A 22,503-nucleotide genomic window follows, 5' to 3' on the forward strand; every position below is an offset into this window, starting at 1 on the left:
CGCAGGCGCGCGGCCAGCGGCTGAAGATCCACAGCCGTTCCGCCGGAGCGAGATCAGCGCCGCTCGTTCAGCATCGGGAAGCCGCGCTGGTGCCAGACCGGATAGGCCGCCGGAATGTCGCTCGCGGCATCGAGCGTGGCCACCTGCTCGGCCGTCAGGTTCCAGCCGACCGCGCCGATGTTCTCGACCAGCTGGTTCTCGTCGCGGGCGCCGACGATGATCGTCGACACGGTCGGGCGCTGCAGCAGCCAGTTCAACGCCACCTGCGGAATGGTCTTGCCGGTCTCCTTGGCGACGCCGTCGAGCGCGTCGACGACGCGATACAGCCGCTCCTCCTCGAAATGCGGACCCGTACCGGCGATGTCGTGGGCGCGCGTGCCGGGCTTGGCCGGCTGTCCGCGGCGGATCTTGCCGGTCAGCTTGCCCCAGCCGAGCGGGCTCCAGATCACGGCGCCGACCCCCTGGTCGATGCCGAGCGGCATCAGCTCCCACTCATAATCGCGGTTGAGCAGCGAGTAATAGGCCTGGTGCGCGACGTAACGCGGATAACCGTAACGGTCAGCGGCCGACAGCGACTTCATCAGGTGCCAGCCCGAGAAGTTCGAGCCGCCGATGTAGCGGATCTTGCCGTCGCGCACGAGCTGGCCGAGCGTCGCAAGCGTCTCCTCGACCGGCGTGTTGTAGTCCTGGCCGTGCAGTTGATAGAGGTCGATGTGATCGACGCCGAGCCGCTTGAGCGAGCCGTCGACCGCTTCGATCAAATGCTGGCGCGACGAGCCATAATCGTTGGGACCGTCGCCCTTCGGGAACGTGCCCTTGGTCGAGATCAGGAGCCGGTTGCGCTTGCCCTTGATGGCCTGGCCGAGAATGGTCTCGGCGAGGCCGCTCGAATAGACGTCGGCGCTGTCGAACATCGACACGCCATGATCGAGGCAGACGTCGATCAGCCGGCTCGCGCCATCGGCGTCGGTCGCGCCCCAGGCCTTGAAGAAGTCGTTGCCGCCGCCGAAGGTAGCGGTGCCGAAGCTGAGCGCGGGCACCCGCAGGCCGGAATGGCCGAGACGTCGATGATCCATGATGGTCTCCCTGTTGAAAGCATGAATACGCGGACACGCGGCCGGCCGCCATGGGGCACCTCTGCATGGCCCGGCTGCGCCGGCCTGTGAGTCTGCCGGCCAATCGCCTTGACCCGGGGCCCTGCCGCTTGGTCTAACCGGGACCGATCGTTTGAGCCTGCTGGGAACCCGCCGATGCGCATCGCCACCTGGAACGTCAATTCCGTCCGGCAACGGATCGAGCACCTCGTGACCTGGCTCAAGGAGTGCTCGCCGGATATCGTCTGCCTGCAGGAGATCAAGTGCACCGACGATGCCTTCCCCAGGCTGGAGATCGAGGCGCTCGGCTACAACGTCGTCACCCACGGCCAGAAGACCTTCAATGGCGTCGCTCTGCTGTCGAAGCTGCCGTTCGACGAGACCAAGTCCGGGCTCGACGGCGATGCCGAGGACGTGCATGCGCGGTTCCTGGAAGGCGTGGTCAGCTTGAAGACCGGCGTGGTCCGCATCGCATGCCTCTATCTGCCCAATGGCAATCCCGCGAACACGGATAAATATCCCTACAAGCTCAAATGGATGTCGCGGCTTCGTGACTATGCGCGTGAACGGCTGAAGACCGAGGAGCCGCTGATCCTCGCAGGCGACTTCAACGTGATCCCGGCCGCCGCTGATGTCTCCAATCCCGAAGCCTGGGTCGACGATGCGCTGTTCCGGCCTGAAACGCGCGAGAGCTTTCAGTCGCTGCTCGGCCTCGGCCTGACCGATGCGCTGCGCGCCGTCAACGACGCGCCGGGACAGTACACGTTCTGGGACTACCAGGCCGGCGCCTGGCAGAAGAACATGGGGATCCGGATCGACCATCTGCTGCTGTCGCCGCAGGCCAGCGACCGGCTGGTCGAGGTCGGCATCGACAGCTACGTCCGCGCCTGGGAGAAGCCGTCGGATCACGTGCCGGTGTGGGCGGATTTCGATCTGGAAACGGCGTAGGCCGGGTTCAAGCGGCGCCGGCGACGGGGCCGCTCCGCAACGTCGCTCGCGCGTTGATCTCGATTTCGCGATAGACCCCGGCGATGGCGTCGAAGCCGGCGCGCAGCGCGCGCATCTCGCGTCCGGCCAGCCGCACGCCGATGCCGACGCGCCCGGGCAGCACGCTCGCGGCCGCGTAGAGGCCCTCAACCGGCGCGATCGCATGCGACAGCAGCTGGCCGATCGCCCCGGGATCGTGCGACGGCAGCAGCAGCGTGGCCGAGCCGAAGGCGCGGTGCCCGTTGAAGCGGGCGATATCCGGCTCGCGCAGATGAATGTGGTCGATCAGCACGGGCTCCGCACCCGGCCGCCGGACGACCAGCGTGGAGTCGAGTTCGCGGAACAGCCGGCCGTGCCCGTCCGGATCGTGCATCGTGAACGCGTCGGTGACGAGTGCAGACGCATCGCCGGCGCAGTCGAGCTCGAGCACTTGGCGCAGTGCGGCGTCGGGAAACAGGATGCGGGGCTCCGGCCGGTAGTCGAGCGACGCGCCCGCCGCGACGCGCAGCAGCACGTGTTCCACGGCGCGCGTGCCTGGCTCGGCCCGATGCACCGCGGTCGCGCCCTGCGTGGTGATGCAGACTGCCGCCGCTTCCGCCAGCGTGAAGCGCTGCGTCAGCCGGTCCTCGCCATGCACGGCGCCGCTGCCGGTCTGGAGGATCACGCTGAGCTGGTCCGGCCGCGCCGCGTCGGTGTGGAAGCTGCGGGTCAGCACGAACGGCCAAGCGAACAGCCGGCGGTCGATGACGGTGCGGCCGCCGCGGCGGACGAACGACAGATCGAGCCGCGGCTTCTCTGGGCCAAGATCGCTCACGAGCGGAACAGCACCTCGCGCTCCAGCAGATCGACGATCGCGTCGATCCCCTCGCCACGCCGGCAGTTGGTCAGCAGCACCGGACGGCCGCCGCGCACCTCCGTGGCCTCACGCTGCATGCGCACGAGATCGACGCCGACATGTGGCGCGAGATCGACCTTGTTGATGACCAGCAGATCGGCGCGGATCACGCCGGGGCCGCGCTTGCGCGGGATGTCGTCGCCGCCGGCGACGTCGATCACGAACATCCAGAAATCGGTGAGGTCGCGCGAGAAGGTCGAGGCGAGATTGTCGCCGCCGCTCTCCAGCAGGATCAGCTCGACGCCGGGAAAGCGCCGCTCCAACTCATCGGCGGCCTCGATGTTCAGCGTCGGGTCCTCGCGGATCACAGTGTGCGGACAGGCGCCCGCCTCCACCGCCGACACGCGTTCGGGATCGATCAGGCCGGAGCGGCGCACACGCTCGGCGTCTTCAGCGGTGACGAGATCGTTGGTGATGACCGCGATGTCGATGCCGCGCGCCTGCAGCGCGGGGATCAATTGCTCGACCAGAGCGGTCTTGCCGGAGCCGACAGGGCCGCCGATGCCGACGCGCGCGGCGGTCATCGGAGCATCGGTGCGCGTGAGAGCGAGACGGCTCATCGCAGCATGAACCTCCTGGCGAGCGGCACGGTCGTGGCCGGCGGACACATCAACAGCTTGCCGTCGGCGCGGACCTCGAAAGTCTGCGGATCGACCTCGACATGCGGCATCGCGGCGTTGCGGACCATATCGGTCTTGCGCAGGCGGCGGACATTCTTGATCTGCACGGTCTCGCGTCCCAACCCCAGCCTGTCGCGGACGCCGGCGTCGACCGCAAGCTTGGACATGAAGTTGACGCCGAGCCGCTGCGGCGCTGCGCCGAGCGCGCCCCACATCCGCTTCTGGATCATCGGCTCGGACAGCCCGAGGCTGCCATTGCCGTCGCCCATCGCGGCCCAGACCGGAAAGCCGTTCTTGATCACCATGTAGGGCTTGAGCCCGAACGAGGCGCGCGGCCACAGCACGAGATCGGCCATCTTGCCGACCTCGATCGAGCCGACGACATGGTCGATGCCGACCGCGATGGCTGGGTTGATCGTGAGCTTGGCGACGTAGCGCTTGATGCGTTCATTGTCGGCACGCGCCGTCGTCTCCTCCGGCAGCCGGCCGATACGGTCCTTCATCACGCTGGCGAGCTGCCAGCATTTGGCGACGTTCTCGGCGAGCCGGCCCATGCCCTGGGTGTCCGTGCCGAAGATCGAGATCGCGCCCATGTCGTGGAGAAAGTCCTCCGCCGCCATCGACTGCGCGCGCACCCTGGACTCGCCAAACATGACATCCTCGGGCGAATTGTAGTTGAGCTGATGACAGATCATCGTCATCGGCACGCCCTCCTCCATGCCATAGGAGGTGTAGGGATTGGTCGGATTGGTCGAGGACGGAATGACGTTGGGCCAGGACACGACCTTGAGCAGGTCCGGCGCATGGCCGCCGCCGGCGCCCTCGACGTGGTACATGTGGATGGTGCGGCCATCGACCGCTGCCATCGTGTCCTCGCAGAAGCCGTATTCGTTGATCGAGTCGGTGTGGAGATGAACCGCGAAGTCGTTGCGGTCGGCCGCAATCAGCGTCTTGTCGATGACGTCGGGCGACGCGCCAAAGTCCTCGTGGATCTTGACCGACATACCGCCCGCGGCGACCGCCTCCTCGACGGCTGCCGGATCGGAGCCGCCGCGGCCGAACAGGGCGTAGTTCAGTGGCGAGAACTCGATCGACTTCAGGAAGTGGCCGAAGTTCGGGCCTGCGCCGGAGCCCACATCGAACACCGGCCCCGAGCCGTTGCCGACCATCGTGGTGGTGCCGCCGGCGAGCGCATGATCCGACTGCTCGGGCGAGATCAGATGCGCGTGGCTTTCGATCGCACCGGCGGTGACGATGAACGGGCCGCCGGCGATCGGCGCGGTGGTATGGCCGACCACCATGTCCGGATGCACGTCAGGCATGATGTCGGGATTGCCGGCCTTGCCGATGCCGACGATGCGGCCGTCGCGGATGCCGATATCGGCCTTCACGATGCCGATGACGGCATCGACGATGGTCGCGTTCTTGATGACGACGTCGAGGGCCTTGTGAGTGGACGTCCGGTGCGCGGCAACGGCCTCGCCGTCGCGGATGTTCTTGCCGGCGCCGACCAGCAGCTCATGGCCATAAGTCGTGTAGTCGTGCTCGATCTCGGCCAGCAGGCTGGTGTCGGCGAGCCGGACGAGGTCCCCTTTCGTGGGACCGTATAGCTCGGCATACGCTTGCCGTGTCAGTGTTGCCATGGCTCAGGCTCCGAGATAGCCGCGCGACTGGGCGAGCTTCAGCGCGGCATCGCGCGCGCCGGGCGCGTCGAGCGGGCCGTTGACCAGCCCGGCCTGGCCGCGCACGATCCGGTCGCCCGTGATCGGCACGAGGCGAACTGATTTGAAGACACCGGGCTCGAAGCGCAGGCCTAAGCCCGCGGGCCGGTCGATCTTCATGCCCCAGGCGGCGGCGCGGTCGAAGCGCAGCGCGCGGTTGACCTCGAAGAAGTGGGTGTGGCTGCGCACCTGGATGTCGCGGTCTCCGGTGTTGACGACGTCGATCGTGACCGCCGGCAGATCCGTGAACATCGCGATGTCGTCGCCGCCGGCGATGATCTCGCCAGGGACGATGTCGTCAGTTGCAGCGCCCTCGGCGGGCTGGATCGGCTCGAACAGCGCCATCACCTTGGTGCCCTCGGCGAACATCAGCTCGACATAGAGCATCGGAATCATCTGGGCGACGCCGGGCTCGACGTCATCGGTGGTGAGCAGCCGTCCCGCCATGTCGCGGATCTCGGCGTAAGGCAGATTGCGGCGCGCGGCGGTCATTACCTCATCGGTGATGTAGGCGACGGCCTCGGGATGGCTGAGCTTGATGCCCAGCTGGCGATTGCGCCGCGCCATCTGCGCGGCGTTGAAGATGACGAGACGATCGAGCTCCGTCGGCGACAGGTTCATCATGGCCAGGGCACCTCAGGTCGTGAACATCCGCACGTGCCGCAACGGCCCGCGCGACACGGCGATATCGATGAAGGGCGTGAAGCTCGACGGCATCGCGTCGTCGTCGGGCGCATCAGTGAGCAGATCAGCAAGCAGCGCGCGGGCGCGTACCAAGCTTTGCTGCGACTCGATATGGCCGATCAGGCCGAGCCGGACGGCGGCGCCGACGAGGCCAGTGATCAAGGTCCAGCCCGAGACCAGCTCGGCGGCATCAAGGCTCAGGCGGGCGTCACGGCCGGCGATCGCCTGCACGACGGCAAGATGGCCAAGCCGCGCATCCGCCGAGACACGCGCGCGATAGGACACCGACAGCGGACCCGCGAGCTTGACCCAGACGCCGAGCAGCGCCCTGCCCGCGCGCCGCGATCCCTCGCGCATCTCGGCCGACGGCGTGGTGGCCTCCGCGAGGCGGTCGACGGAAGCAATCGCGTCGCTGTCGCTCGCGTACCACGCGCGGCGCAGCAGAATGCGATCCATGCTGGCCCAGCGCTGCGCGAGATGGTCTGCGATGACGCCGTCGAGATCGCTGCGATCGGACAGCAGCCCATCGGCCGCAAGGCCCTCGATGCCCCAGGAAAACGCGAAGCCGCCGGCGGGAAAGGCGCTGTCGCCAAGCTGCAGCAGCGCGAGCGCCTCGCCGCGGTCAAACATGCGCGCGCTCCACCACCTCGCCGGAGTCGAGCAGCGGCTGGATGCGGGCGCGATAGGTGGCGAGCGGTGCATCGAGCAGCACGACGAGGTGATCGCCCTCGAACCTGACGCGCCAGTGCAGATTGCCGGCGTGCCAGCCGAGCTTGAGCGCGCTCGCATCGTCGCGGGCCTTCAGGCGCAGCACCTGCTGCTCGCCGAAGCGGGCGATGATGGCGCGGTCGGAATCGAGATGCAGCAGCGCGCCGTCGATCAGCTCCTCGTCGCGGTCGAGGCTGACCGCGCAGTCAGTGCCGCGATCGGTGGTCAGGCGGAAGCGCTTGCGGCCGGCGTCCTCCGGCGGCACGAACAACAGCTCGATGCCGCCACGATGCTCCAACGTATGCAGTTGCCGCGCATAGATCTTGTCGTCGGCGCGTCCCATGATGCCGTGCAGACGGAGCATCGGCGGTGGTCCTCTTTGTTGTTCAGCGCTCGTGGTTCGATTGGGGCCTCGTGGTTCGAGACGCCCGCCAAGCGGCGGGCTCCTCACCATGAGGGTTGAGATCGTGTGCGGGACTTCCATGCGATGTGGCTGCAAGCTCATAGGAGTTCTTGCGGAGCTCGCTCTTGCAAATTCTTGCAGAGCAAGCCCTGGCAACAGACGCTCATCTCGCCACACCCACCGCCCTCGTCCTGAGGAGCCCGCCGCTTGGCGGGCGTCTCGAAGGACGATTGGCGAACTCGCCTCTCTCGCCCCCCCTACCGCATCGTCGCCGACACCTCCTGCGAGGTCACCAGAATGACCTCGCCATCCAGGATCGGCTTGGCGATGCCGAAGAAGGTCGCCACCGCGGCGGAGCCGTTGTGGCGGTCCATCGCGGCCTTGTCGGCGAAGCGCTCGTAGGTGGTGAACAGACCGGGCTCGGTCTCGCTCTGCGAGATGAAGAACCCGATCGTCTCCGGCTCGTTGGCCGCGACATGGGCCGCGACGGCGACGAGGGCGTCGCGCATCGTGGCCTCGTGTCCCGCCTTGGCCCTGATGACCGCGGTGATGGTGATCATCAGAAGGTCTTCCAGTTGCCGTCGGCCTCGAACGCCGCCGCCGCCTGGTAGATGGTGGACTCGGCGTAGTCCTTGCCGATCAGCATCAGGCCGACCGGCAGGCCATCAGAGAGGCCGCACGGCACGGTCATCGCGGGATGACCGGTGACGTCGAACGGGCTCGTCGTCGCGGTCATCTCGAAGGCGCGCTGCACGACTTCGGCGAGCGGCGCATCCTTGGCCGGGATCGGCGTTGCGACGCAGGGCAAGGTCGGCATCAGCAAGAGGTCGTAGGAGCCGAACATCGCGTCATAGGCCGCCTTGGCCTGGATCGCGATGTTGCGCGACTTGGCGTAATAGCGACCGCGATAGTGCTCGAGACCCCACTGGCCGACCAGCATGGTCAGCTTCAAGGTCACCGACAGATCGTCGGCGCGGTTGCGCCAGCCGGAATGCGCGTCGAGCAGGCCAACGTCATAGAGCCCCTTCCAGTTGAAGCCCATGCCGTTGCCGAGCATCATCTGCACCAGGAAGCCTTCCAGCGTGATCGGATTCCACGCCGCCAGCGCATGCATGTGCTCGGGGATCGAGACCTCCGACACGGAGGCGCCCATCTTGGCGAAACGCTCGGCGCCGGCCTTGACCTTGCTGACCACGCCCTCCTGCATGTTCGGCGCGCTGAAGCCTTCCTTGAGCACGCCGATCTTGAGGCCCTTGACGCCCTTGCCGAGCGCCTCGGTGTAGGCCGAGACCTTCGGCGCGTATTGCCGCGGATCGAGGCCGTCGGCGCCGGCCAGCACTTCGAGCAGCAGCGCGTTGTCTTTGACGTTGGCCGTCATCGGTCCGGTGTGGTCGATCGTCGACTCGATCGGCATCACGCCGGTGTAGGGCACGAGGCCGTGGGTCGCCTTCATGCCGTAGATGCCGCAATAGGATGCGGGGATACGGATCGAGCCGCCCTGGTCGCCGCCAATGGACATATCGACCTCGCCGGCCGCCACCAGCGCGGCGCTGCCCGACGACGAGCCGCCGGCCGAATAACCCATCTTCCAGGGGTTGTGCACCGGCGCCGGATCGGAGGTGTGGCTGCCGCCGGACAGGCAGAAGTGCTCGCACACGGCCTTGCCGACGATGGTGCCGCCGGCATCGAGGATGCGCGAGACGATGGTGGCGTCCGCGGCGGGAATGAAGCCTTCGAGCGTGGTCGAGCCGTTCATCATGGGAACGCCGGCGAGCGCGACGTTGTCCTTCAGCACGACGGTACGGCCGGCGAGCTTGCCGGAGCCAGCGCCCTTCACCTCGGTCTTGATCGCCCAGGCGTTATACTTGTTCTCCTTCGCCGGCGGCTTGGCGCCCGGCGTGCGCGGATATTTCACCGGCGGCAGCGGGTTCGGCAGCTCATCGATGATGTCGTACTGATCGAACATGCCGCCCATCAGCGCGAGATATTCGGCGGCCTCCTCGACCGTCATGTTCATGTGCAGGCTGGCGGCGAGATCGGCGACTTCCTCGGCATTCGGGCGTTTGATTGACATGAGTCATCCTTTCTTGTGAGGACAAGCTGGAGCAGAGACTAAGAGTGTACAGTTCAGTTGCGCCGGCGCAGCCGCGCCGGAATTCGCTAGCTCGGGATCATCTGACCTTCCCGGGCCAACAAAGTCTCACGGTCGAGTTCCTCGGTGATGCGTCCCTTCTGGATGTGCAGGATGCGGTCCGATAACGACGTGATGAATTCGAGGTTCTGCTCGACGACGATCAGCGACATCTTCCAGCGCGTCTTCAGCGCCAGCAAGGTCTCGATGATCTCCTCGATGATCGAGGGCTGGATGCCTTCGGTCGGCTCGTCCAGCAGGATCAGCTTCGGCTTGGTGCACAGGCAGCGCGCCAGCGCCAGCAATTGCTGCTCGCCGCCGGACAGCGCGCCGCCGCGGCGGTCGAGCAGCCGCACCAGGCGCGGGAAATCCTGCAGCACGGCGTCGATGACGCCGCGGTCCTCTTTCGGAGCCGCGGCGAGGCCCATGCGGAGGTTCTCCATCACCGAGAGATCGGGGAAGATCTCGCGGCCCTGCGGCACCAGGCCGATTCCGAGCCGCGAGCGCTCGTGCGGCTTGAGATGGGTGATGGTCTTGCCGGCGAACACGACGGAGCCGTCGGTGGTCGGCAAATGCCCCATCAGGGTGCGCAGCGCGGTGGTCTTGCCCATGCCGTTATGGCCGAGGATGCCGAGATACTCGCCGTCGGCCACCGTGAGGTCCACGCCGAACAGAATCGGGATTCGGCCATAGCCGGACTTGAGGCCCTTGACCTCGAGAAGCGCGCTCATGCCGCCACCTTCTTGCCGAGATAGACGTCGCGCACGCGCTGATCGGCGAGCACCTTGTCGACGGTGTCCTCGACCAGCACGCGGCCCTGGTGGAACACGGTGACGCGCTTGGCGATCTGCTTGATGAACTCCATGTCGTGCTCGACGACGACGATGGCGCGGGTCTGGTTGATCTCGCGAATGATCGCGGCCGTATGGAAGGTTTCCTCGTCGGTCATCCCCGCGGCGGGCTCGTCGAGCAGGATCAGTTCAGGTTCGGCGGCGAGCACCATGCCGATCTCGACCCACTGCCGCTGGCCGTGCGAGAGCGTCGCGACGATGCTTTCGGCATAGTCGGTCAACCGGATCATCTCCAGCACCGCGTCGACGGCAGGTCCCTGCTGCCGCGGCGTCGCCTTGCGGCGCACGGCCATCCAGATGTTCTCGCGCACCGAGAGACCGTTGAACACGTTCGGCACCTGGGTCTTGATGCCGATGCCCATGCGCGCGATCTCGTGCGAAGCCTTGCCCGCAATCGGCATGCCGCGGAACGCGATGGAGCCGGAGGTCGGCACCAGCTGTCCCGTGAGGGTCTTGAAGAACGTGCTCTTGCCGGCACCGTTCGGGCCGATCAGGCAGCGCAGCTCCATCTCCTGCAGCGTGAAGGTGATGTCGTCATTGGCGACCACGCCGCCGAAGCGCATCGTCAGGTGCTCGGCCTTGAGCAGAGGGACGAGTTCCGCCATGTCATTCGGCTCCTGCGGGATGCGGCGCTGCCGCTGACGGCACGGGGCCATTGGTCTTCGGCTTCTTATCCGGGATCAGCCGCATCACCAGATCACGCGCGGTCGGGAAGATGCCTTTCGGCAGCAGCAGCACGAACACGACCAGCACGCCGCCGAGCACGAGGTTGGAGTTCAGAAGCTGCTGCGAGCCGATATAGGCGACGATGTATTCGATCACGACGCAGCCGATGATCGGTCCGAGCAAGGTGCCGAGGCCGCCGACCGTGATCCAGATGATGATCTCCGCCGAGAGCGACAGGCTGAAGATGGTCGGGCTGACGAAGGCGCCCCAGTTGACGTAGAGCGCGCCGGCAAGGCCGGCGATGGCGCCGCCGAGAATGAAGGTCAGGCACTTCACCAGGCGCGGATCATAGCCGAGCAGCGACGCCCGCACTTCGTTCTCGCGCACGGCGACGATGATGCGACCGGCCGGCAGCGCCAGCAACAGCCGCAGCAGCAGGAACACGCCGAGCAGCACATAGGCGGTCGTCCACCATGACTGCTCCGGCGACAGCACCGTCGACGGATCGAACGGCATGTTGAAGGTCGGCACCGCCGGCATGCCGTTGAAGCCGCCGAGCAGCGCCTTGCCGATCTTGTAGGCGTCGCCCGAGGTCGAGTTGACCGAGTTGAACAGGATCAGGGTGACGGTCAGCGTGATGACGCCGAGATAGACGTCGGAGATGCGGCCGAAGAAGATGAAGTAGCCGAGGATCGCCGCGAACAGCGCGGGCACCACGATCGCCAGCAGGATTGCCGGGGTGGAGTCCTGGAAGTTCACGGCCGCGATTGCATAGGCGTAGCCGCCGAGGCCGAAGAAGGCGGTCTGGCCGAACGACAGGATGCCGCCATAGCCCCAGATGAAGGCGAGGCTCAGCGCCAGCACCGACATCGCGGCAAACAACGTCAGCTGCATCAGGCCGAACAGCTCGATCACGCTCGGCACGATCGCGATCACGCCGATGGCGACAACAGTGCCCGCGGCCTGGAGAGCGAAGCGAAGGCGCTTGTCCATCACAGGTTCCCCTTGAAGAAGCGCCCGGAGATACCCTGCGGCAGCAGTCGGATGAGCACGATCGCGGTGGTGAAGACGATGACCTCGCCATAGACCGGCGTGGTGAAGTAGGCGCCGACCTGGTTGACCGAGCCGAACAGGCTGGCTGCCGAGAGCGTGCCGGAGAGGATCGCGGCGCCGCCGCCGACCACGGTCATGAACGCCTTGGCGACGTACGCTCCGCCCATCACCGGCGTGATGCCGGAGACCGGCGCGAGCAGGCCGCCGGCAAGGCCGGTGACGGCCGCACCAAGCGCGAAGGTGCTCATATAGACCCGGGCCGGGTTGACGCCGAGCGTGGCGGCCATGGCGGGGTTCTGCATCGTGGCGCGCGCGACCAGGCCGAAGCGGGTGTAGCGCATCACGCCGTAGATGATCGCCATCATCACCGCCGCCATAAGTGCGAGGAACAGCGTGTAGTAGCTCGACTGGTAGGAGCCGATCGAGAAGCCGCCGAGCGGCGTCGGCACGCCCTGCTGGGTGTTGCCGTAGATGGTGGTGATGATGCCGATGATGAGAAGACTGAGGCCCCAGGTCGCGAGCATCGAATCCACCAGCCGCCCGTACAGGAAGCGGATCAGGCAGCGTTCGATGACCAGGCCGACCAGGCCGACAAAGACGGGCGCGACGACCAGCATCGCAATCCAGATGTTCACCCCGGCATTGGCCGAGATCACGGTCGCATAGGCTCCCAGCATGATGAACTCGCCATGGGCGAGATTGATGATCTTCATCATGCCGAAGATGATCGCCAGCCCCAGGCACAGCAGGAACAGCGAGGAGATTCCGTTGAGAACGTCGAGCGCGAGGATGACGTAGATCGCCATGCGGGGTCTTTCCGGGCAGTCCAGGGAAACCGGGCCCCGCCGGACGGCGGGACCCGGAAGCGCGTCAGAGATTGATGATGTACTGCTTGACGTCGTTCGGGTTCTTGACGAGGTCGCAGACGCTCGCGGTGTCCGCCGGCTTGGCGTCGGTGTAGGTCTCCAGCACCGACCATTTGCGATCCTTCACCTCGGCGAGGAACGCGTTGCGGACGGTGTGGTGGGTCTGCTTGTCGAGCGAGACCTTGCCGCTCGGACCATCGAACACGAGACCGCTCTCGAGCGCCTCGATCACCTTCATGCGGTCGATGCTGCCGGCCTTCTTGACGCCGGCGGCCCACAACATCACGCCTTCATAGGTGCACGAGGCGAGCTCGCTGATGTAGGGCGAGTCCGGATGCGCCTTCTTGATCTTCTCGACGAAGCTCTTGGAGGCCGGCGTGGTCAGCTCCTCGAAATAGCCGTAGGCGCCGATGACCCCATCGCTCTCCGCCGCGTCCAGGGTCGAAGGCTCATTGACGAGACCGAAGGTGGTGGAGGCGATCGGGATCTTCCCCTTCATGCCGGCCGCGGTCCACTGCCGGTAGAACGCGGTGTGGTTGCCGCCGACCAGCGCCGACAGGATCAGGTCGGGCTTGGCCGCCTGGATCTTCGAGATGGTGGAGCCGAAATTGGTGACGTCGAGCGGGAAGAAGTCGGTCGAGAGGATCTCGCCGCCATTGTCCTTGCAGTATTTGGTCATCCACTTCGCGGTGATCTGACCGTAATTATAGTCGGCGGCGATGATGTAGGCCTTCTTGCCGGCCTTCTTCATCGCGCTCGGCACCAGCTTCTCGACCGTCTGGGCCGGCGTGGTGCCGGTGCAGAAGGTGTTGCGGTCGCAGACGCCGCCTTCGTACAGCGTATTGTAGAAGTACAGCACCTTGAAGCGGTCGAAGGTCGGGCGGATCGCCTCGCGCGAGGCCGAAGTGATGCCGCCATGGACGACGTCGACCTTGTCCTTCACCGCCAGCTGCTGGGCGTATTGCGAGTACAGCTGGATGTTGGACTGGGTGTCGTAGTGCATGACCTTCAGCGGCCGCCCGAGCAGGCCGCCGGCGGCGTTGATCTCATCGACGGCCAGCTGCAGCGCGTAGACCATCGGCGTGCCGGAGGTGCCGATCGGACCGGACTGGTCGTGCAGGCTGCCGACCGTGATCGGGTTCTCCGCCGCGAGCGCTCCCGAACGGAACACCGCAGGTGCTGCGATCAAGGTCGACGTCGCAATGGCCGAGCGTTGCAGGAAACGACGGCGAGAAAGAGTCATCAGAGGTCCCCATGGGTTGGTGATGCGGTTTCACGAGTTGGCCAAAGTTTAAAATTACAATATTTGAAATGGCAAGTTATTTTTTGCCGCGCCGTGTTGCTTTGGCGCGATCCTATCGCGACGCGACGACGGCAAAGTCGTAACCGTCCAGCTCGGCGAGGTGGATCGGATGGCGGCCACCAACCACGGGCTGCGCCTCGTTGCCGCGGGCCGTTCGCCGCTGCAGGGTGCGACCGAAGACGCGCCGCAGATCGCGCGCATCGAAGCTCTCGGCGCGCTCGATCAGCGCGGCGAGCGCATGGATGCCTTCGTAGCAGGACTCGCCATAGCCGTTGGCCGGCGGCGGATTGTCGCCATAGGCCGTGTAGTAGCGCTCCAGGAATGCTCCGTTGTTGCGCGAGCGCAGCGAGGCGAAATAGCTCGAGGCGACGAAGACGTTTTCGGTCTCGCTGCTGTCGAGACCGTAGATGATGGTCTCGTCGAAGGCGGAGGAGAAGCGCAGCACGTGGCGGCTGAGTCCGGCTTCGCAGAACGCGCGGTTGAAGGCGATGCAGTCGAAGCCGAGGAAGACCGGCAGCACGACGTCGCTACGCGTCGCCTTGATGCGGTCGAGCATCGCGTCGAAATCGTGCACGCCGACCGGCACGTAGTGCTCGCCGGTGACGATGCCGCCGTAGCGCGCGATCAGCCGCTTGGCGATGGCGAGCGAGGAGCGCGGCCAGATGTAGTCGTTGCCGCACAGGAAGAAGCGGCGCGCATGTTTGCTTTCGGAGAGCCATTGGATGGCCGGGGCGAGCAGTTCGCCGGCGGTCTCGCCCGTGGTCATGACGTCGCTGTCCGGGGCGAGCCCCTCGAACTGCGGGGTGTAGAGGAACGGCACGCGGCCGCGGGCCGCCTCGGCGACCGGATCGCGGGCGTAGCTCGGCAGCATGCCGACCAGGCCGTCGACCGCGAGCTCCTCCACCGCCTCGGCCGCCGCCCGTCCCGCGCTGACGCCGTTGGTCCCGGCGTCGATCACGACCAGTTCCACCGGCCGGCGGCGGATTCCGGCCGCCTGGTTCAGCTCGTTCACGGCCAGCCGACCGCAGGCTTCGGCGGAGGGTGCCCACAACCCTGCCGAGCCGCATTGAGGAATGATCAGGCCGATCCGAACGCTGCGCAAACGTGCCGCCTCTGCTGTCGCAGAGCATTTGCACTCACAAATCGTGCCAAGCGCGATTCGCGGTCTTCAGGGTCGTTTATGGAGCAGAGATCGACTATTTTGATCAGGGATCGCAGCGCTGATCAAAAGACCGGCGATACGCCGCTCAATCCATAGGCAGTCGCCGCGGAGGGCCTGTGGGTCCGACTCAGGGCCCACGGACCAGCGTCTTGCGCATCGAGTAGGACGCCGCGGTGCCGAACTTGCCGACGGGCACGCCGACATCGACATAGCCGCGGGCGAGATAGAATCTGTGCGCGGTCTCGGTGCTGAGCAGCGCGATGTCATGCGCTCCATGCGCGATCGCCCGCCGCTCGAGCTCAGCCACCAGCGCCGAGCTCACGCCGCGGAAGCGCGCCTGCGGCGAGACGTAGTTCAGCGTGATCTCGTTGGGATGAGCGAGCCCGCCCGCGCCGAGAATCGTCCCCTCCCCGACGGCGACCAGCAGCGACCGGCCCTGCCCGTCGGCCCAGCCAGCAACGGTCTCGGGCGTCTTGTTGGCGAGCCAGCGAGCGAGGATGTCCGGATTGCCGCGGTGATCGGCGGCGCATAGATCGATGATCGAGGCGCGCAGCACGGCGCAGATCGCCGCGGCGTCATCAGGGGTGGCATCGCGGATCATCATCCTTCGTCCCTCCGTCACGCGGAGGGAACGCGATGCATTCCGCTGCCGCCTACTCGCGCTTGCCCTGCACCCAGCTCTCGAGCATCTGCAGCGCCGTGGCGCGGTCGTCGTCCGAGGCCTTGGCGAAGGCGCGGTTGTAGCTCTCCTTGATCCAGGCTTCGTCCGGACCGGCGCTGTCACGCGCCAGAGTGAGCCACATCAGGCCGCGCGCCGGCTGGCGCGGCAGCCGGTCGCCGTTGAACAGCATCTGGCCAAGCAAGGCCTGGGCCTGATGCTGGCCCTTCTGCGCCGCGAGGCCGAGCCAGCGGGCACCATAGCGGAAGTCCTCGCGCGAGGCGTCGGCGGTCTTCAGATACAGCCGCGCCAGATCGTACTGGGCGTCGGCATTGCCGAAATAAGACGCCGCATACGAGAACATCTCGCGGGCGCGGTCCGGATCGGCCTTCACCTTCGAGTTCGGAATACCGCTCAGATAGTACCGCCCCAGCGCCACGAAGGCATTGGCGACAATCTGCGCCTGCGGCGCCGACGGGCTGTCCTCCGCATGCGCATTGGCGATGCGGCTGAAATAGTCGAACGCGCGCATGTCGTCACGCGCCACGCCGTCGCCGGCGGCATACATCCGCCCGAGCTTGAACTGCGCGACCGGGTGACCTTCTTCCGCGGCATATTGCAACGCAGTCAGGGACTGCGTCGGATTGGTCGTGGCGGTGGTCGCGGGCATCGACTTGCGCAGCGCACCGGTGCCGGCCTGCGGCCCTGCCACGGGAATCGCCGGCTCCTGGTTGACCGGAGCGCCGTCGAACGCGAGCGACGGCGTCGGCAACGCGAGCGGGGCAATCCCCAGCATCAATGCAAAGATGATCCGATCAGATGTCCGCATAGCAATACTTCTCTTGCGCACCACCTGGGTGGGTGACGGCACCCGCCACGGCCGGCCCGACCTGCTGGGCATATTTCCAAAGTGCGCCCGACGTGTGATGTGTCTCACGCGGCGTCCACTTGGTTCTGCGTGACGCGAGTTCGGCATCGCTCAACTTGACGTTAAGGATGCCAGCCTCGGCGTCGATCTCGATGATGTCGCCATCCTGGACCAGGGCGATCGGCCCGCCGATGGCCGCCTCCGGTCCGATATGGCCGATACAGAAGCCACGGGTCGCGCCCGAGAACCGGCCGTCGGTGATGAGCGCGATCTTGCCGCCCATGCCCTGCCCGGTCAGCGCCGCCGTGGTCTGCAGCATTTCCCGCATGCCCGGACCGCCACGCGGCCCCTCATAGCGAATGACGATGACCTCGCCTTCGCGATAGGTCCGCTTCTGGACGGCCTCAAAGGCATCCTCTTCCCGATCGAAGCAGCGGGCCGGCCCGGTAAATTTCAAGTTCGACATGCCCGCGACTTTCACGATCGCGCCCTCTGGCGCGAGATTGCCTTTCAGACCGACCACACCTCCGGTTGCGGTGATCGGCTTGTCAGCCGGCATCACCACGTCCTGGTGCGGGTTCCACTTCACGCCTTTGAGGTTTTCGGCGATCGTCCGGCCGGTGACTGTGAGGCAGTCGCCGTTCAAATAGCCATGGTCGAGCAACGTCTTCATCAACAGCGGAATGCCACCAGCCTCGAACATGTCTTTGGCGACATAGCGGCCACCTGGCTTCAAATCCGCGATATAAGGTGTCTTTTTGAAGATTTCGGCGACGTCGAACAGGTCGAACTTGATACCTGCTTCGTGTGCAATCGCAGGTAGATGCAGGGCCGCGTTGGTCGAGCCGCCGGAGGCCGCCACCACCGCAGCGGCATTCTCCAGCGCAGCGCGCGTCACGATGTCACGCGGCCGGATGTTGGCTTCGATCAGCTCCATGACCTTCTCGCCGGCGGTCATGCAGAACGAGTCGCGGATCTCGTAAGGCGCCGGCGCGCCCGCCGAGTACGGCAGCGCCAGCCCGATCGCTTCCGAGACCGTCGCCATCGTGTTCGCCGTAAACTGCGCGCCGCAGGCACCGGCCGACGGACAGGCGACGCGCTCAAGCTCGTCGAGGTCCTCGTCGGACATCGCGCCCACCGAGTGCTTGCCGACCGCCTCGAACATGTCCTGCACGGTGACCTGCTGGCCGCGGAAATTGCCCGGCAGAATCGAGCCGCCATAGATGAAAATCGAGGGCACGTTGAGCCGCACCATCGCCATCATCATGCCCGGCAGCGATTTGTCGCAGCCCGCCAGGCCCACCAGCGCGTCGTAGGAATGGCCGCGGATCGTCAGTTCGACGGTATCGGCGATCGCTTCGCGCGACGGCAGCGACGAGCGCATGCCGTCATGGCCCATGGCGATGCCGTCGGTGACGGTGATGGTGCAGAACTCGCGCGGCGTGCCCCCGGCATGCGCGACGCCCTTCTTCACCGCCTGGGCCTGCCGCATCAGCGCGATGTTGCAAGGCGCGGCCTCGTTCCAGCACGAGGCGACGCCGACGAAGGGCTGATGGATCTGGGCCGTGGTGAGGCCCATCGCGTAGAGATAGGACCGATGCGGCGCACGCTCAGGCCCTTCCGTCACGTGACGGCTGGGCAGCCTGCGCTTGATGTCGGTCTTCGCGTCCATCGCTGTTCTGGCCTCCCGGTGCTGAGGAGAACGCTCAAAATCCTAAAGGTGGATTTCCCGCAGCCTCACACGCACTGGTTATGTTCTCATCAAAGTATTTCACGACCAGGTGTGGCCAAAAAGCGGCGCGTTTGCGGAGCGCCAGAGATCGTTACCAAAACTTGGTAAACTGTGGCGAGGCCGCAACATTCGTGGCCGCGGCGCCACCATTTCTTACGGAATTCAATACCGTCCGCTTACTCGGGCACCACCCCAGCCGACCTGATCATCGGCCACCACTTCTCGATTTCGGCGTGCTGCACGGTTCCGAGCGCCTGGGGCGTGCGCTGATCCGCCGCTGGCATCTGCAACCCCAGGTTCTTCATCTGATTCTGTACGTCGGGCTCCTCCAGCGCCGCGACGGCGGCGGCGTTCAGCGTCTCGACGATTGCCCTGGCGGTGCCCTTGGGCAGCCAGAGACCGGACCACAACGTCATGTGGAAACCGGGCAGCCCCGCTTCGTCAGCGGTCGGAATCTCCGGCGCCGATTCGAGACGCTTGCTGTCGGTGACGGCGTAGGCCCGGATCGTGCCCGCGCGAACCTGGGTGATGGCATTCGACGTCTGGTCGACGATGAGATCGATCTGGCCGGCGACCAGATCATTCATCGCAGGGCCCGTGCCGCGATAAGGCACGTATTGCAGCTTGATGCCGGTGACCTGCTGGAAATACAGCCCGGCGATGTGGCTGCCGGAGCCGTTGCCCGCGGTGCCGGCGGAGGCCGGGTTCGGCTGCGCCTTCAGCCAGGCGAGAAACTCCGGCAGCGACTTCGCCGGAATGTTGTTGCGGCTGACGATGATCATCGGATTGCTCGGCAGCAGCACGACCGGCTCGAGATCGGCTTCGAGGTCGTAGCCGAGCCGGTACACCGCGCCATTCGCGACATGCGTGCCGAGATGGCCGAAACTGACCGTGTAGCCGTCGGCCTTCGAGCGCACGGCACGTCCGACGCCGATCGAGCCGCCCGCGCCGGTGACGTTCTCGATCAGGATGGGCTGCCCCAGCGTCCGCCGCATGTGCTCGGCGAGGATGCGCATCATCGCATCCGACGGACCGCCGGCGGCGAACGGCACGATCACGGTGATCGCACGCGAGGGATAGGTCTCCGCGCATGCCGGCACAGCCAGCATGACGCACGCAAACAGCACGGCGAAAACAGCTCGTCGCATCACGTCCTCCCTGGTGTCGCACGCGCCGTCCGCAGACGCTGATGCGCCTGCGCCGGAACGTGCCCGAGGCCGCGGTGCTGCTTGTTAGTTAGAACTGCCCGAAGTCGATCGGCTGGTGGCGATCGAGCGTCCGGGTGACCGGCGGCAGCGGATATTTAAGTCCTGTCGCGCAATTGAACAGCATGACGCGATCGTTTTTCGTCACGCGGCCGTCGGCGAGGCTCTGTTTGTAGGCGGCGTAGGTCGCAGCGCCCTCGGGACACAGCAGGAAGCCCTCCTCGCGCGCGACCTCGTTGAGTGCAGATGAAATCTTCTCGTCGTCGACAGCGATCGCGAAACCTTTGCTTTCACGGACCGCGCGCAGAATGAGGAAGTCGCCAACCGCCTGCGGCACGCGGATGCCGGAAGCGATCGTATGCGCATCCTCCCAGCGCGTCGCATGCTCAACGCCTGCTTCATAAGCACGCACCATCGGCGCACAGCCGGAGGCCTGCACCGCGACCATGCGCGGGCGCTTGGCGCCGATGAAGCCGATCTTTTCCAGCTCGTCGAATGCCTTCCACATCCCGATCAGGCCGGTGCCGCCGCCGGTCGGATAGAAGATCACGTCGGGCACGTCCCAGCCGAGCTGCTCGGCAAGCTCCAAGCCCATCGTCTTCTTGCCCTCGATCCGGTACGGCTCCTTCAGGGTCGAGGTGTCGAACCAGTCGACCTTGGCCTTGCCCTCGCCGACGATCTTGCCGCAATCGTCGATCAGCCCGTTGACGCGGTAGACGGTCGCGCCCTGCAGCTCGATTTCGCTGACGTTCACCTCCGGCGTGTCGGCCGGGCAGAAGATCGTGGTCTTGATGCCGCAGGAGGTCGCATAGGCGGCGAGCGCAGCACCCGCGTTGCCGTTGGTCGGCATCGCCATGTGTTTGATGCCGAGCGCCTTGCCCATCGACACGGCCATGACCAGGCCGCGCGCCTTGAACGAGCCGGTCGGCAGCCGCCCCTCGTCCTTGACGATGATCTCGCCGCCCCCAAGCTTCTTCGACAGCTTCGGCAGATTGATCAGCGGCGTCATGACCTCGCCGAGGCTGACGATGTCCTGGCACTTGCGCACCGGCAGCAGCTCGCGATACCGCCACATGTCGGCGGGCCGCTGCGCCAGCGCGTCCTTGGTCAGCGCCTGCTTCACCCCGGCCAGATCGTAGCGCACCAGCAGCGGCTTGCCGGCCTTGGAGAGGTTGTGGACCTGGTCCGCCGGATAGTGATCGCCTTCCATCGCGCATTCGAGATGGGTGACGAAGGTCGGGCGCTCGGTGGTGAGGTTGTCGCTGGATTTCATGTTGTTGTTCTTTCCTGCAGCGATCGGAGTTTGTTGTTCGTCATTGCGAGGAGCGAAGCGACGAAGCAATCCAGAGTCTCACCCTGGGCCCTGGATTGCTTCGCTTCGCTCGCAATGACGGCGACTCACATGTTCAACACACGCCCGTAGGCGTCGAGCACGGCTTCCTTCATCATCTCCGACAGGGTCGGATGCGGGAAGATAGTGTGCATCAGCTCTTCCTCGGTCGTCTCGAGGTTCATCGCGACGACATAGCCCTGGATCAGCTCGGTCACCTCGGCGCCGACCATGTGGGCGCCGATCAGCTGGCCCGTCTTCTTGTCGAAGATCACCTTCACCAGGCCCTGGTCCTCGCCGAGCGCGATCGCCTTGCCGTTGCCGACGAAGGGGAAGCGGCCGACGCGGATGTCGCGGCCCTGCTCCTTCGCCTTGGCCTCGGTGAGGCCGACGGAGGCGACCTGCGGGTGGCAATAGGTGCAGCCCGGGATCAGGCTCTTGTCCATCGGGTGCGGATGCAGGCCCTTGATCGCCTCGATGCAGACCACGCCCTCATGCTCGGCCTTGTGCGCCAGCATCGGGGGCCCGGCGACATCGCCGATCGCGTACAGGCCGGGCACGTTGGTCTTGCCGTAGCCGTCGATCACGATACAGCCGCGGTCGGTCTTCACGCCGAGCTTTTCCAGCCCGAGATTCTCGATATTGCCGACGACGCCGACCGCCGAGATGACGCGGTCGAACTCGGTCGTCTCGATCTTGCCCTTGCCGTCGTCGATCGTCGCCACCACGCTGTCGCTCTTCTTGTCGAGCTTCGTGACCTTGGCCCCGGTCATGATCTTGAGGCCTTGCTTCTCCAGCTGCTTGCGGGCGATGCCGGCGATCTCGGCGTCCTCGACGGGGAGGATCTGCGGCAGCACCTCAACCACCGTCACCTCGGAGCCCATGGTGCGGAAGAAAGAGGCGAACTCGATGCCGATCGCGCCGGAGCCGACGACGAGCAGCGACTTCGGCATCTTGTCCGGCACCATCGCCTCGAAATAGGTCCAGACCAGCTTCTTGTCCGGCTCCAGGCCCGGCAGCACGCGCGGCCGCGCGCCGGTCGCCACGATGATGTGCTTGGCCTGGTAGCTGCCCTCGCCCAGCGCTCCCTTCGGCGCGTCCACATTGGACTTGGTCACGGTGATCTTGCCGGGCGCGTCGATGTTGGCGCGGCCCCAGATCACCTGCACCTTGTTCTTCTTCATCAGGAAGCCGACGCCATCGGCGAGCCGCTTGGAGACGCCGCGCGAGCGCTGCACCACGGCCTTCGGATCGTAGGAGATGTTCTCCGCCGACAGGCCGTAGTCCTTGGCGTGCTGCATATAGTGATAGATCTCGGCCGAGCGGAGCAGCGCCTTGGTCGGGATGCAGCCCCAGTTCAGGCAGATGCCGCCGAGATGCGTCTTCTCGATGATCGCGGTCTTGAAGCCGAGCTGCGCGGCGCGGATCGCGGTGACGTAGCCGCCCGGACCGGAGCCGATGATGATGACGTCGAAGGATGTGTCGGCCATGGCTATGCAATCATTCTCATCGTTAGCCGGTTCGTCGAACTCTTTCCGTCATTGCGAGGAGCGTAAGCGACGAAGC

At 65.8% G+C, this 22,503-nt stretch carries 22 protein-coding genes; 1 reads left to right on the forward strand and 21 read right to left on the reverse strand.

Annotation, left to right across the window (positions count from 1 at the left end; all coding sequences use genetic code 11):
* Nucleotides 1–53 precede the first annotated feature (53 nt).
* Entirely contained in the window at nt 54–1,076 is a 1,023-nt protein-coding gene (locus tag ACQR1L_RS16870) for an aldo/keto reductase (protein ID WP_434859057.1), read from the reverse strand.
* 174 nt (nt 1,077–1,250) lie between these two features.
* Between ACQR1L_RS16870 and xth the strand changes: the two genes are divergently transcribed.
* On the forward strand, nt 1,251–2,042 hold the full coding sequence (xth, locus tag ACQR1L_RS16875; RefSeq protein ID WP_434859058.1) for an exodeoxyribonuclease III: 792 nt from the start codon (nt 1,251–1,253) through the stop codon (nt 2,040–2,042).
* 7 nt (nt 2,043–2,049) lie between these two features.
* Here the strand turns inward: xth and ACQR1L_RS16880 are convergent, their stop codons facing one another.
* The 20 genes from ACQR1L_RS16880 to lpdA form a co-directional block, all read right to left on the reverse strand.
* Complete coding sequence (locus tag ACQR1L_RS16880) at nt 2,050–2,895, reverse strand: urease accessory protein UreD (RefSeq protein WP_434859059.1); 846 nt, start codon at nt 2,893–2,895, stop codon at nt 2,050–2,052.
* Nucleotides 2,892–3,536 carry an urease accessory protein UreG gene (gene ureG, locus ACQR1L_RS16885; RefSeq protein WP_434859060.1) on the reverse strand — a complete coding sequence of 215 codons (645 nt, stop codon included), beginning with the start codon at nt 3,534–3,536 and terminating at the stop codon, nt 2,892–2,894. The genes ACQR1L_RS16880 and ureG overlap by 4 nt, the downstream gene beginning before the upstream one ends.
* Nucleotides 3,533–5,239, reverse strand: a complete 1,707-nt coding sequence (ureC, locus tag ACQR1L_RS16890; RefSeq protein WP_434859061.1) for an urease subunit alpha — start codon at nt 5,237–5,239, stop codon at nt 3,533–3,535. The genes ureG and ureC overlap by 4 nt, the downstream gene beginning before the upstream one ends.
* A gap of 3 nt (nt 5,240–5,242) precedes the next feature.
* Nucleotides 5,243–5,941: an urease subunit beta gene (gene ureB / locus ACQR1L_RS16895; protein ID WP_434859062.1), complete on the reverse strand. Its 699-nt coding sequence runs from the start codon at nt 5,939–5,941 to the stop codon at nt 5,243–5,245.
* 12 nt (nt 5,942–5,953) lie between these two features.
* The gene (locus ACQR1L_RS16900) at nt 5,954–6,631 is read right to left on the reverse strand and encodes an urease accessory protein UreF (RefSeq protein WP_434859063.1); all 678 of its coding nucleotides are present in this window, start codon (nt 6,629–6,631) and stop codon (nt 5,954–5,956) included.
* Nucleotides 6,624–7,073 carry an urease accessory protein UreE gene (gene ureE, locus ACQR1L_RS16905; protein ID WP_434859064.1) on the reverse strand — a complete coding sequence of 150 codons (450 nt, stop codon included), beginning with the start codon at nt 7,071–7,073 and terminating at the stop codon, nt 6,624–6,626. Before ureE ends, ACQR1L_RS16900 begins: the two co-directional genes overlap by 8 nt.
* Nucleotides 7,074–7,369: 296 nt before the next feature.
* A complete protein-coding gene (locus ACQR1L_RS16910; RefSeq protein WP_006614371.1) occupies nt 7,370–7,672 on the reverse strand; it encodes a putative quinol monooxygenase in 303 nt (100 codons plus the stop codon).
* Nucleotides 7,672–9,186, reverse strand: coding sequence for an amidase (locus ACQR1L_RS16915; protein ID WP_434859065.1), 1,515 nt, complete (start codon nt 9,184–9,186; stop codon nt 7,672–7,674). The genes ACQR1L_RS16910 and ACQR1L_RS16915 overlap by 1 nt, the downstream gene beginning before the upstream one ends.
* Before the next feature lie 86 nt (nt 9,187–9,272).
* Nucleotides 9,273–9,974 (reverse strand): ABC transporter ATP-binding protein, encoded by a 702-nt coding sequence (locus ACQR1L_RS16920; protein WP_315719933.1) that lies wholly within the window; start codon nt 9,972–9,974, stop codon nt 9,273–9,275.
* Nucleotides 9,971–10,699: an ATP-binding cassette domain-containing protein gene (locus tag ACQR1L_RS16925; protein ID WP_434859066.1), complete on the reverse strand. Its 729-nt coding sequence runs from the start codon at nt 10,697–10,699 to the stop codon at nt 9,971–9,973. The genes ACQR1L_RS16920 and ACQR1L_RS16925 overlap by 4 nt, the downstream gene beginning before the upstream one ends.
* A gap of 1 nt (nt 10,700) precedes the next feature.
* The gene (locus ACQR1L_RS16930; RefSeq protein WP_434859067.1) at nt 10,701–11,753 is read right to left on the reverse strand and encodes a branched-chain amino acid ABC transporter permease; all 1,053 of its coding nucleotides are present in this window, start codon (nt 11,751–11,753) and stop codon (nt 10,701–10,703) included.
* Nucleotides 11,753–12,619 carry a branched-chain amino acid ABC transporter permease gene (locus ACQR1L_RS16935; protein WP_434859068.1) on the reverse strand — a complete coding sequence of 289 codons (867 nt, stop codon included), beginning with the start codon at nt 12,617–12,619 and terminating at the stop codon, nt 11,753–11,755. Before ACQR1L_RS16935 ends, ACQR1L_RS16930 begins: the two co-directional genes overlap by 1 nt.
* A gap of 64 nt (nt 12,620–12,683) precedes the next feature.
* Nucleotides 12,684–13,922, reverse strand: a complete 1,239-nt coding sequence (locus tag ACQR1L_RS16940; protein ID WP_434859069.1) for an ABC transporter substrate-binding protein — start codon at nt 13,920–13,922, stop codon at nt 12,684–12,686.
* Between the two features lie 112 nt (nt 13,923–14,034).
* Nucleotides 14,035–15,084, reverse strand: a complete 1,050-nt coding sequence (locus ACQR1L_RS16945) for a substrate-binding domain-containing protein (protein WP_434859070.1) — start codon at nt 15,082–15,084, stop codon at nt 14,035–14,037.
* Nucleotides 15,085–15,271: 187 nt separating this feature from the next.
* Nucleotides 15,272–15,748, reverse strand: coding sequence for a GNAT family N-acetyltransferase (locus ACQR1L_RS16950; protein ID WP_434859071.1), 477 nt, complete (start codon nt 15,746–15,748; stop codon nt 15,272–15,274).
* Between the two features lie 49 nt (nt 15,749–15,797).
* Nucleotides 15,798–16,631, reverse strand: coding sequence for a tetratricopeptide repeat protein (locus ACQR1L_RS16955; protein WP_434859072.1), 834 nt, complete (start codon nt 16,629–16,631; stop codon nt 15,798–15,800).
* On the reverse strand, nt 16,618–18,342 hold the full coding sequence (gene ilvD / locus ACQR1L_RS16960) for a dihydroxy-acid dehydratase (protein WP_434859073.1): 1,725 nt from the start codon (nt 18,340–18,342) through the stop codon (nt 16,618–16,620). The genes ACQR1L_RS16955 and ilvD overlap by 14 nt, the downstream gene beginning before the upstream one ends.
* Before the next feature lie 236 nt (nt 18,343–18,578).
* On the reverse strand, nt 18,579–19,550 hold the full coding sequence (locus ACQR1L_RS16965; protein WP_434859074.1) for a tripartite tricarboxylate transporter substrate binding protein BugD: 972 nt from the start codon (nt 19,548–19,550) through the stop codon (nt 18,579–18,581).
* Between the two features lie 88 nt (nt 19,551–19,638).
* Nucleotides 19,639–20,880: a threonine synthase gene (locus tag ACQR1L_RS16970; protein WP_434859075.1), complete on the reverse strand. Its 1,242-nt coding sequence runs from the start codon at nt 20,878–20,880 to the stop codon at nt 19,639–19,641.
* Nucleotides 20,881–21,005: 125 nt separating this feature from the next.
* On the reverse strand, nt 21,006–22,427 hold the full coding sequence (lpdA, locus tag ACQR1L_RS16975) for a dihydrolipoyl dehydrogenase (protein WP_434859076.1): 1,422 nt from the start codon (nt 22,425–22,427) through the stop codon (nt 21,006–21,008).
* Nucleotides 22,428–22,503: the final 76 nt, after the last annotated feature.

The sequence above is a fragment of the Bradyrhizobium sp. HKCCYLR20261 genome, assembly GCF_051168435.1.
In the GTDB taxonomy this organism is placed as follows: Bacteria; Pseudomonadota; Alphaproteobacteria; order Rhizobiales; family Xanthobacteraceae; genus Bradyrhizobium.

Excerpts from the sequence above, each read along its gene's own strand:
- ACQR1L_RS16870 (WP_434859057.1), bottom strand. The coding sequence starts at position 1,076 with ATGGATCATCGACGTCTCGGCCATTCCGGCCTGCGGGTGCCCGCGCTC.
- xth (WP_434859058.1), top strand. The coding sequence starts at position 1,251 with ATGCGCATCGCCACCTGGAACGTCAATTCCGTCCGGCAACGGATCGAG.
- ureG (WP_434859060.1), bottom strand. The coding sequence starts at position 3,536 with ATGAGCCGTCTCGCTCTCACGCGCACCGATGCTCCGATGACCGCCGCG.
- ureC (WP_434859061.1), bottom strand. The coding sequence starts at position 5,239 with ATGGCAACACTGACACGGCAAGCGTATGCCGAGCTATACGGTCCCACG.
- ureB (WP_434859062.1), bottom strand. The coding sequence starts at position 5,941 with ATGATGAACCTGTCGCCGACGGAGCTCGATCGTCTCGTCATCTTCAAC.
- ACQR1L_RS16900 (WP_434859063.1), bottom strand. The coding sequence starts at position 6,631 with ATGTTTGACCGCGGCGAGGCGCTCGCGCTGCTGCAGCTTGGCGACAGC.
- ureE (WP_434859064.1), bottom strand. The coding sequence starts at position 7,073 with ATGCTCCGTCTGCACGGCATCATGGGACGCGCCGACGACAAGATCTAT.
- ACQR1L_RS16910 (WP_006614371.1), bottom strand. The coding sequence starts at position 7,672 with ATGATCACCATCACCGCGGTCATCAGGGCCAAGGCGGGACACGAGGCC.
- ACQR1L_RS16915 (WP_434859065.1), bottom strand. The coding sequence starts at position 9,186 with ATGTCAATCAAACGCCCGAATGCCGAGGAAGTCGCCGATCTCGCCGCC.
- ACQR1L_RS16920 (WP_315719933.1), bottom strand. The coding sequence starts at position 9,974 with ATGAGCGCGCTTCTCGAGGTCAAGGGCCTCAAGTCCGGCTATGGCCGA.
- ACQR1L_RS16925 (WP_434859066.1), bottom strand. The coding sequence starts at position 10,699 with ATGGCGGAACTCGTCCCTCTGCTCAAGGCCGAGCACCTGACGATGCGC.
- ACQR1L_RS16930 (WP_434859067.1), bottom strand. The coding sequence starts at position 11,753 with ATGGACAAGCGCCTTCGCTTCGCTCTCCAGGCCGCGGGCACTGTTGTC.
- ACQR1L_RS16935 (WP_434859068.1), bottom strand. The coding sequence starts at position 12,619 with ATGGCGATCTACGTCATCCTCGCGCTCGACGTTCTCAACGGAATCTCC.
- ACQR1L_RS16940 (WP_434859069.1), bottom strand. The coding sequence starts at position 13,922 with ATGACTCTTTCTCGCCGTCGTTTCCTGCAACGCTCGGCCATTGCGACG.
- ACQR1L_RS16950 (WP_434859071.1), bottom strand. The coding sequence starts at position 15,748 with ATGATGATCCGCGATGCCACCCCTGATGACGCCGCGGCGATCTGCGCC.
- ACQR1L_RS16955 (WP_434859072.1), bottom strand. The coding sequence starts at position 16,631 with ATGCGGACATCTGATCGGATCATCTTTGCATTGATGCTGGGGATTGCC.
- ilvD (WP_434859073.1), bottom strand. The coding sequence starts at position 18,342 with ATGGACGCGAAGACCGACATCAAGCGCAGGCTGCCCAGCCGTCACGTG.
- ACQR1L_RS16965 (WP_434859074.1), bottom strand. The coding sequence starts at position 19,550 with ATGCGACGAGCTGTTTTCGCCGTGCTGTTTGCGTGCGTCATGCTGGCT.
- ACQR1L_RS16970 (WP_434859075.1), bottom strand. The coding sequence starts at position 20,880 with ATGAAATCCAGCGACAACCTCACCACCGAGCGCCCGACCTTCGTCACC.
- lpdA (WP_434859076.1), bottom strand. The coding sequence starts at position 22,427 with ATGGCCGACACATCCTTCGACGTCATCATCATCGGCTCCGGTCCGGGC.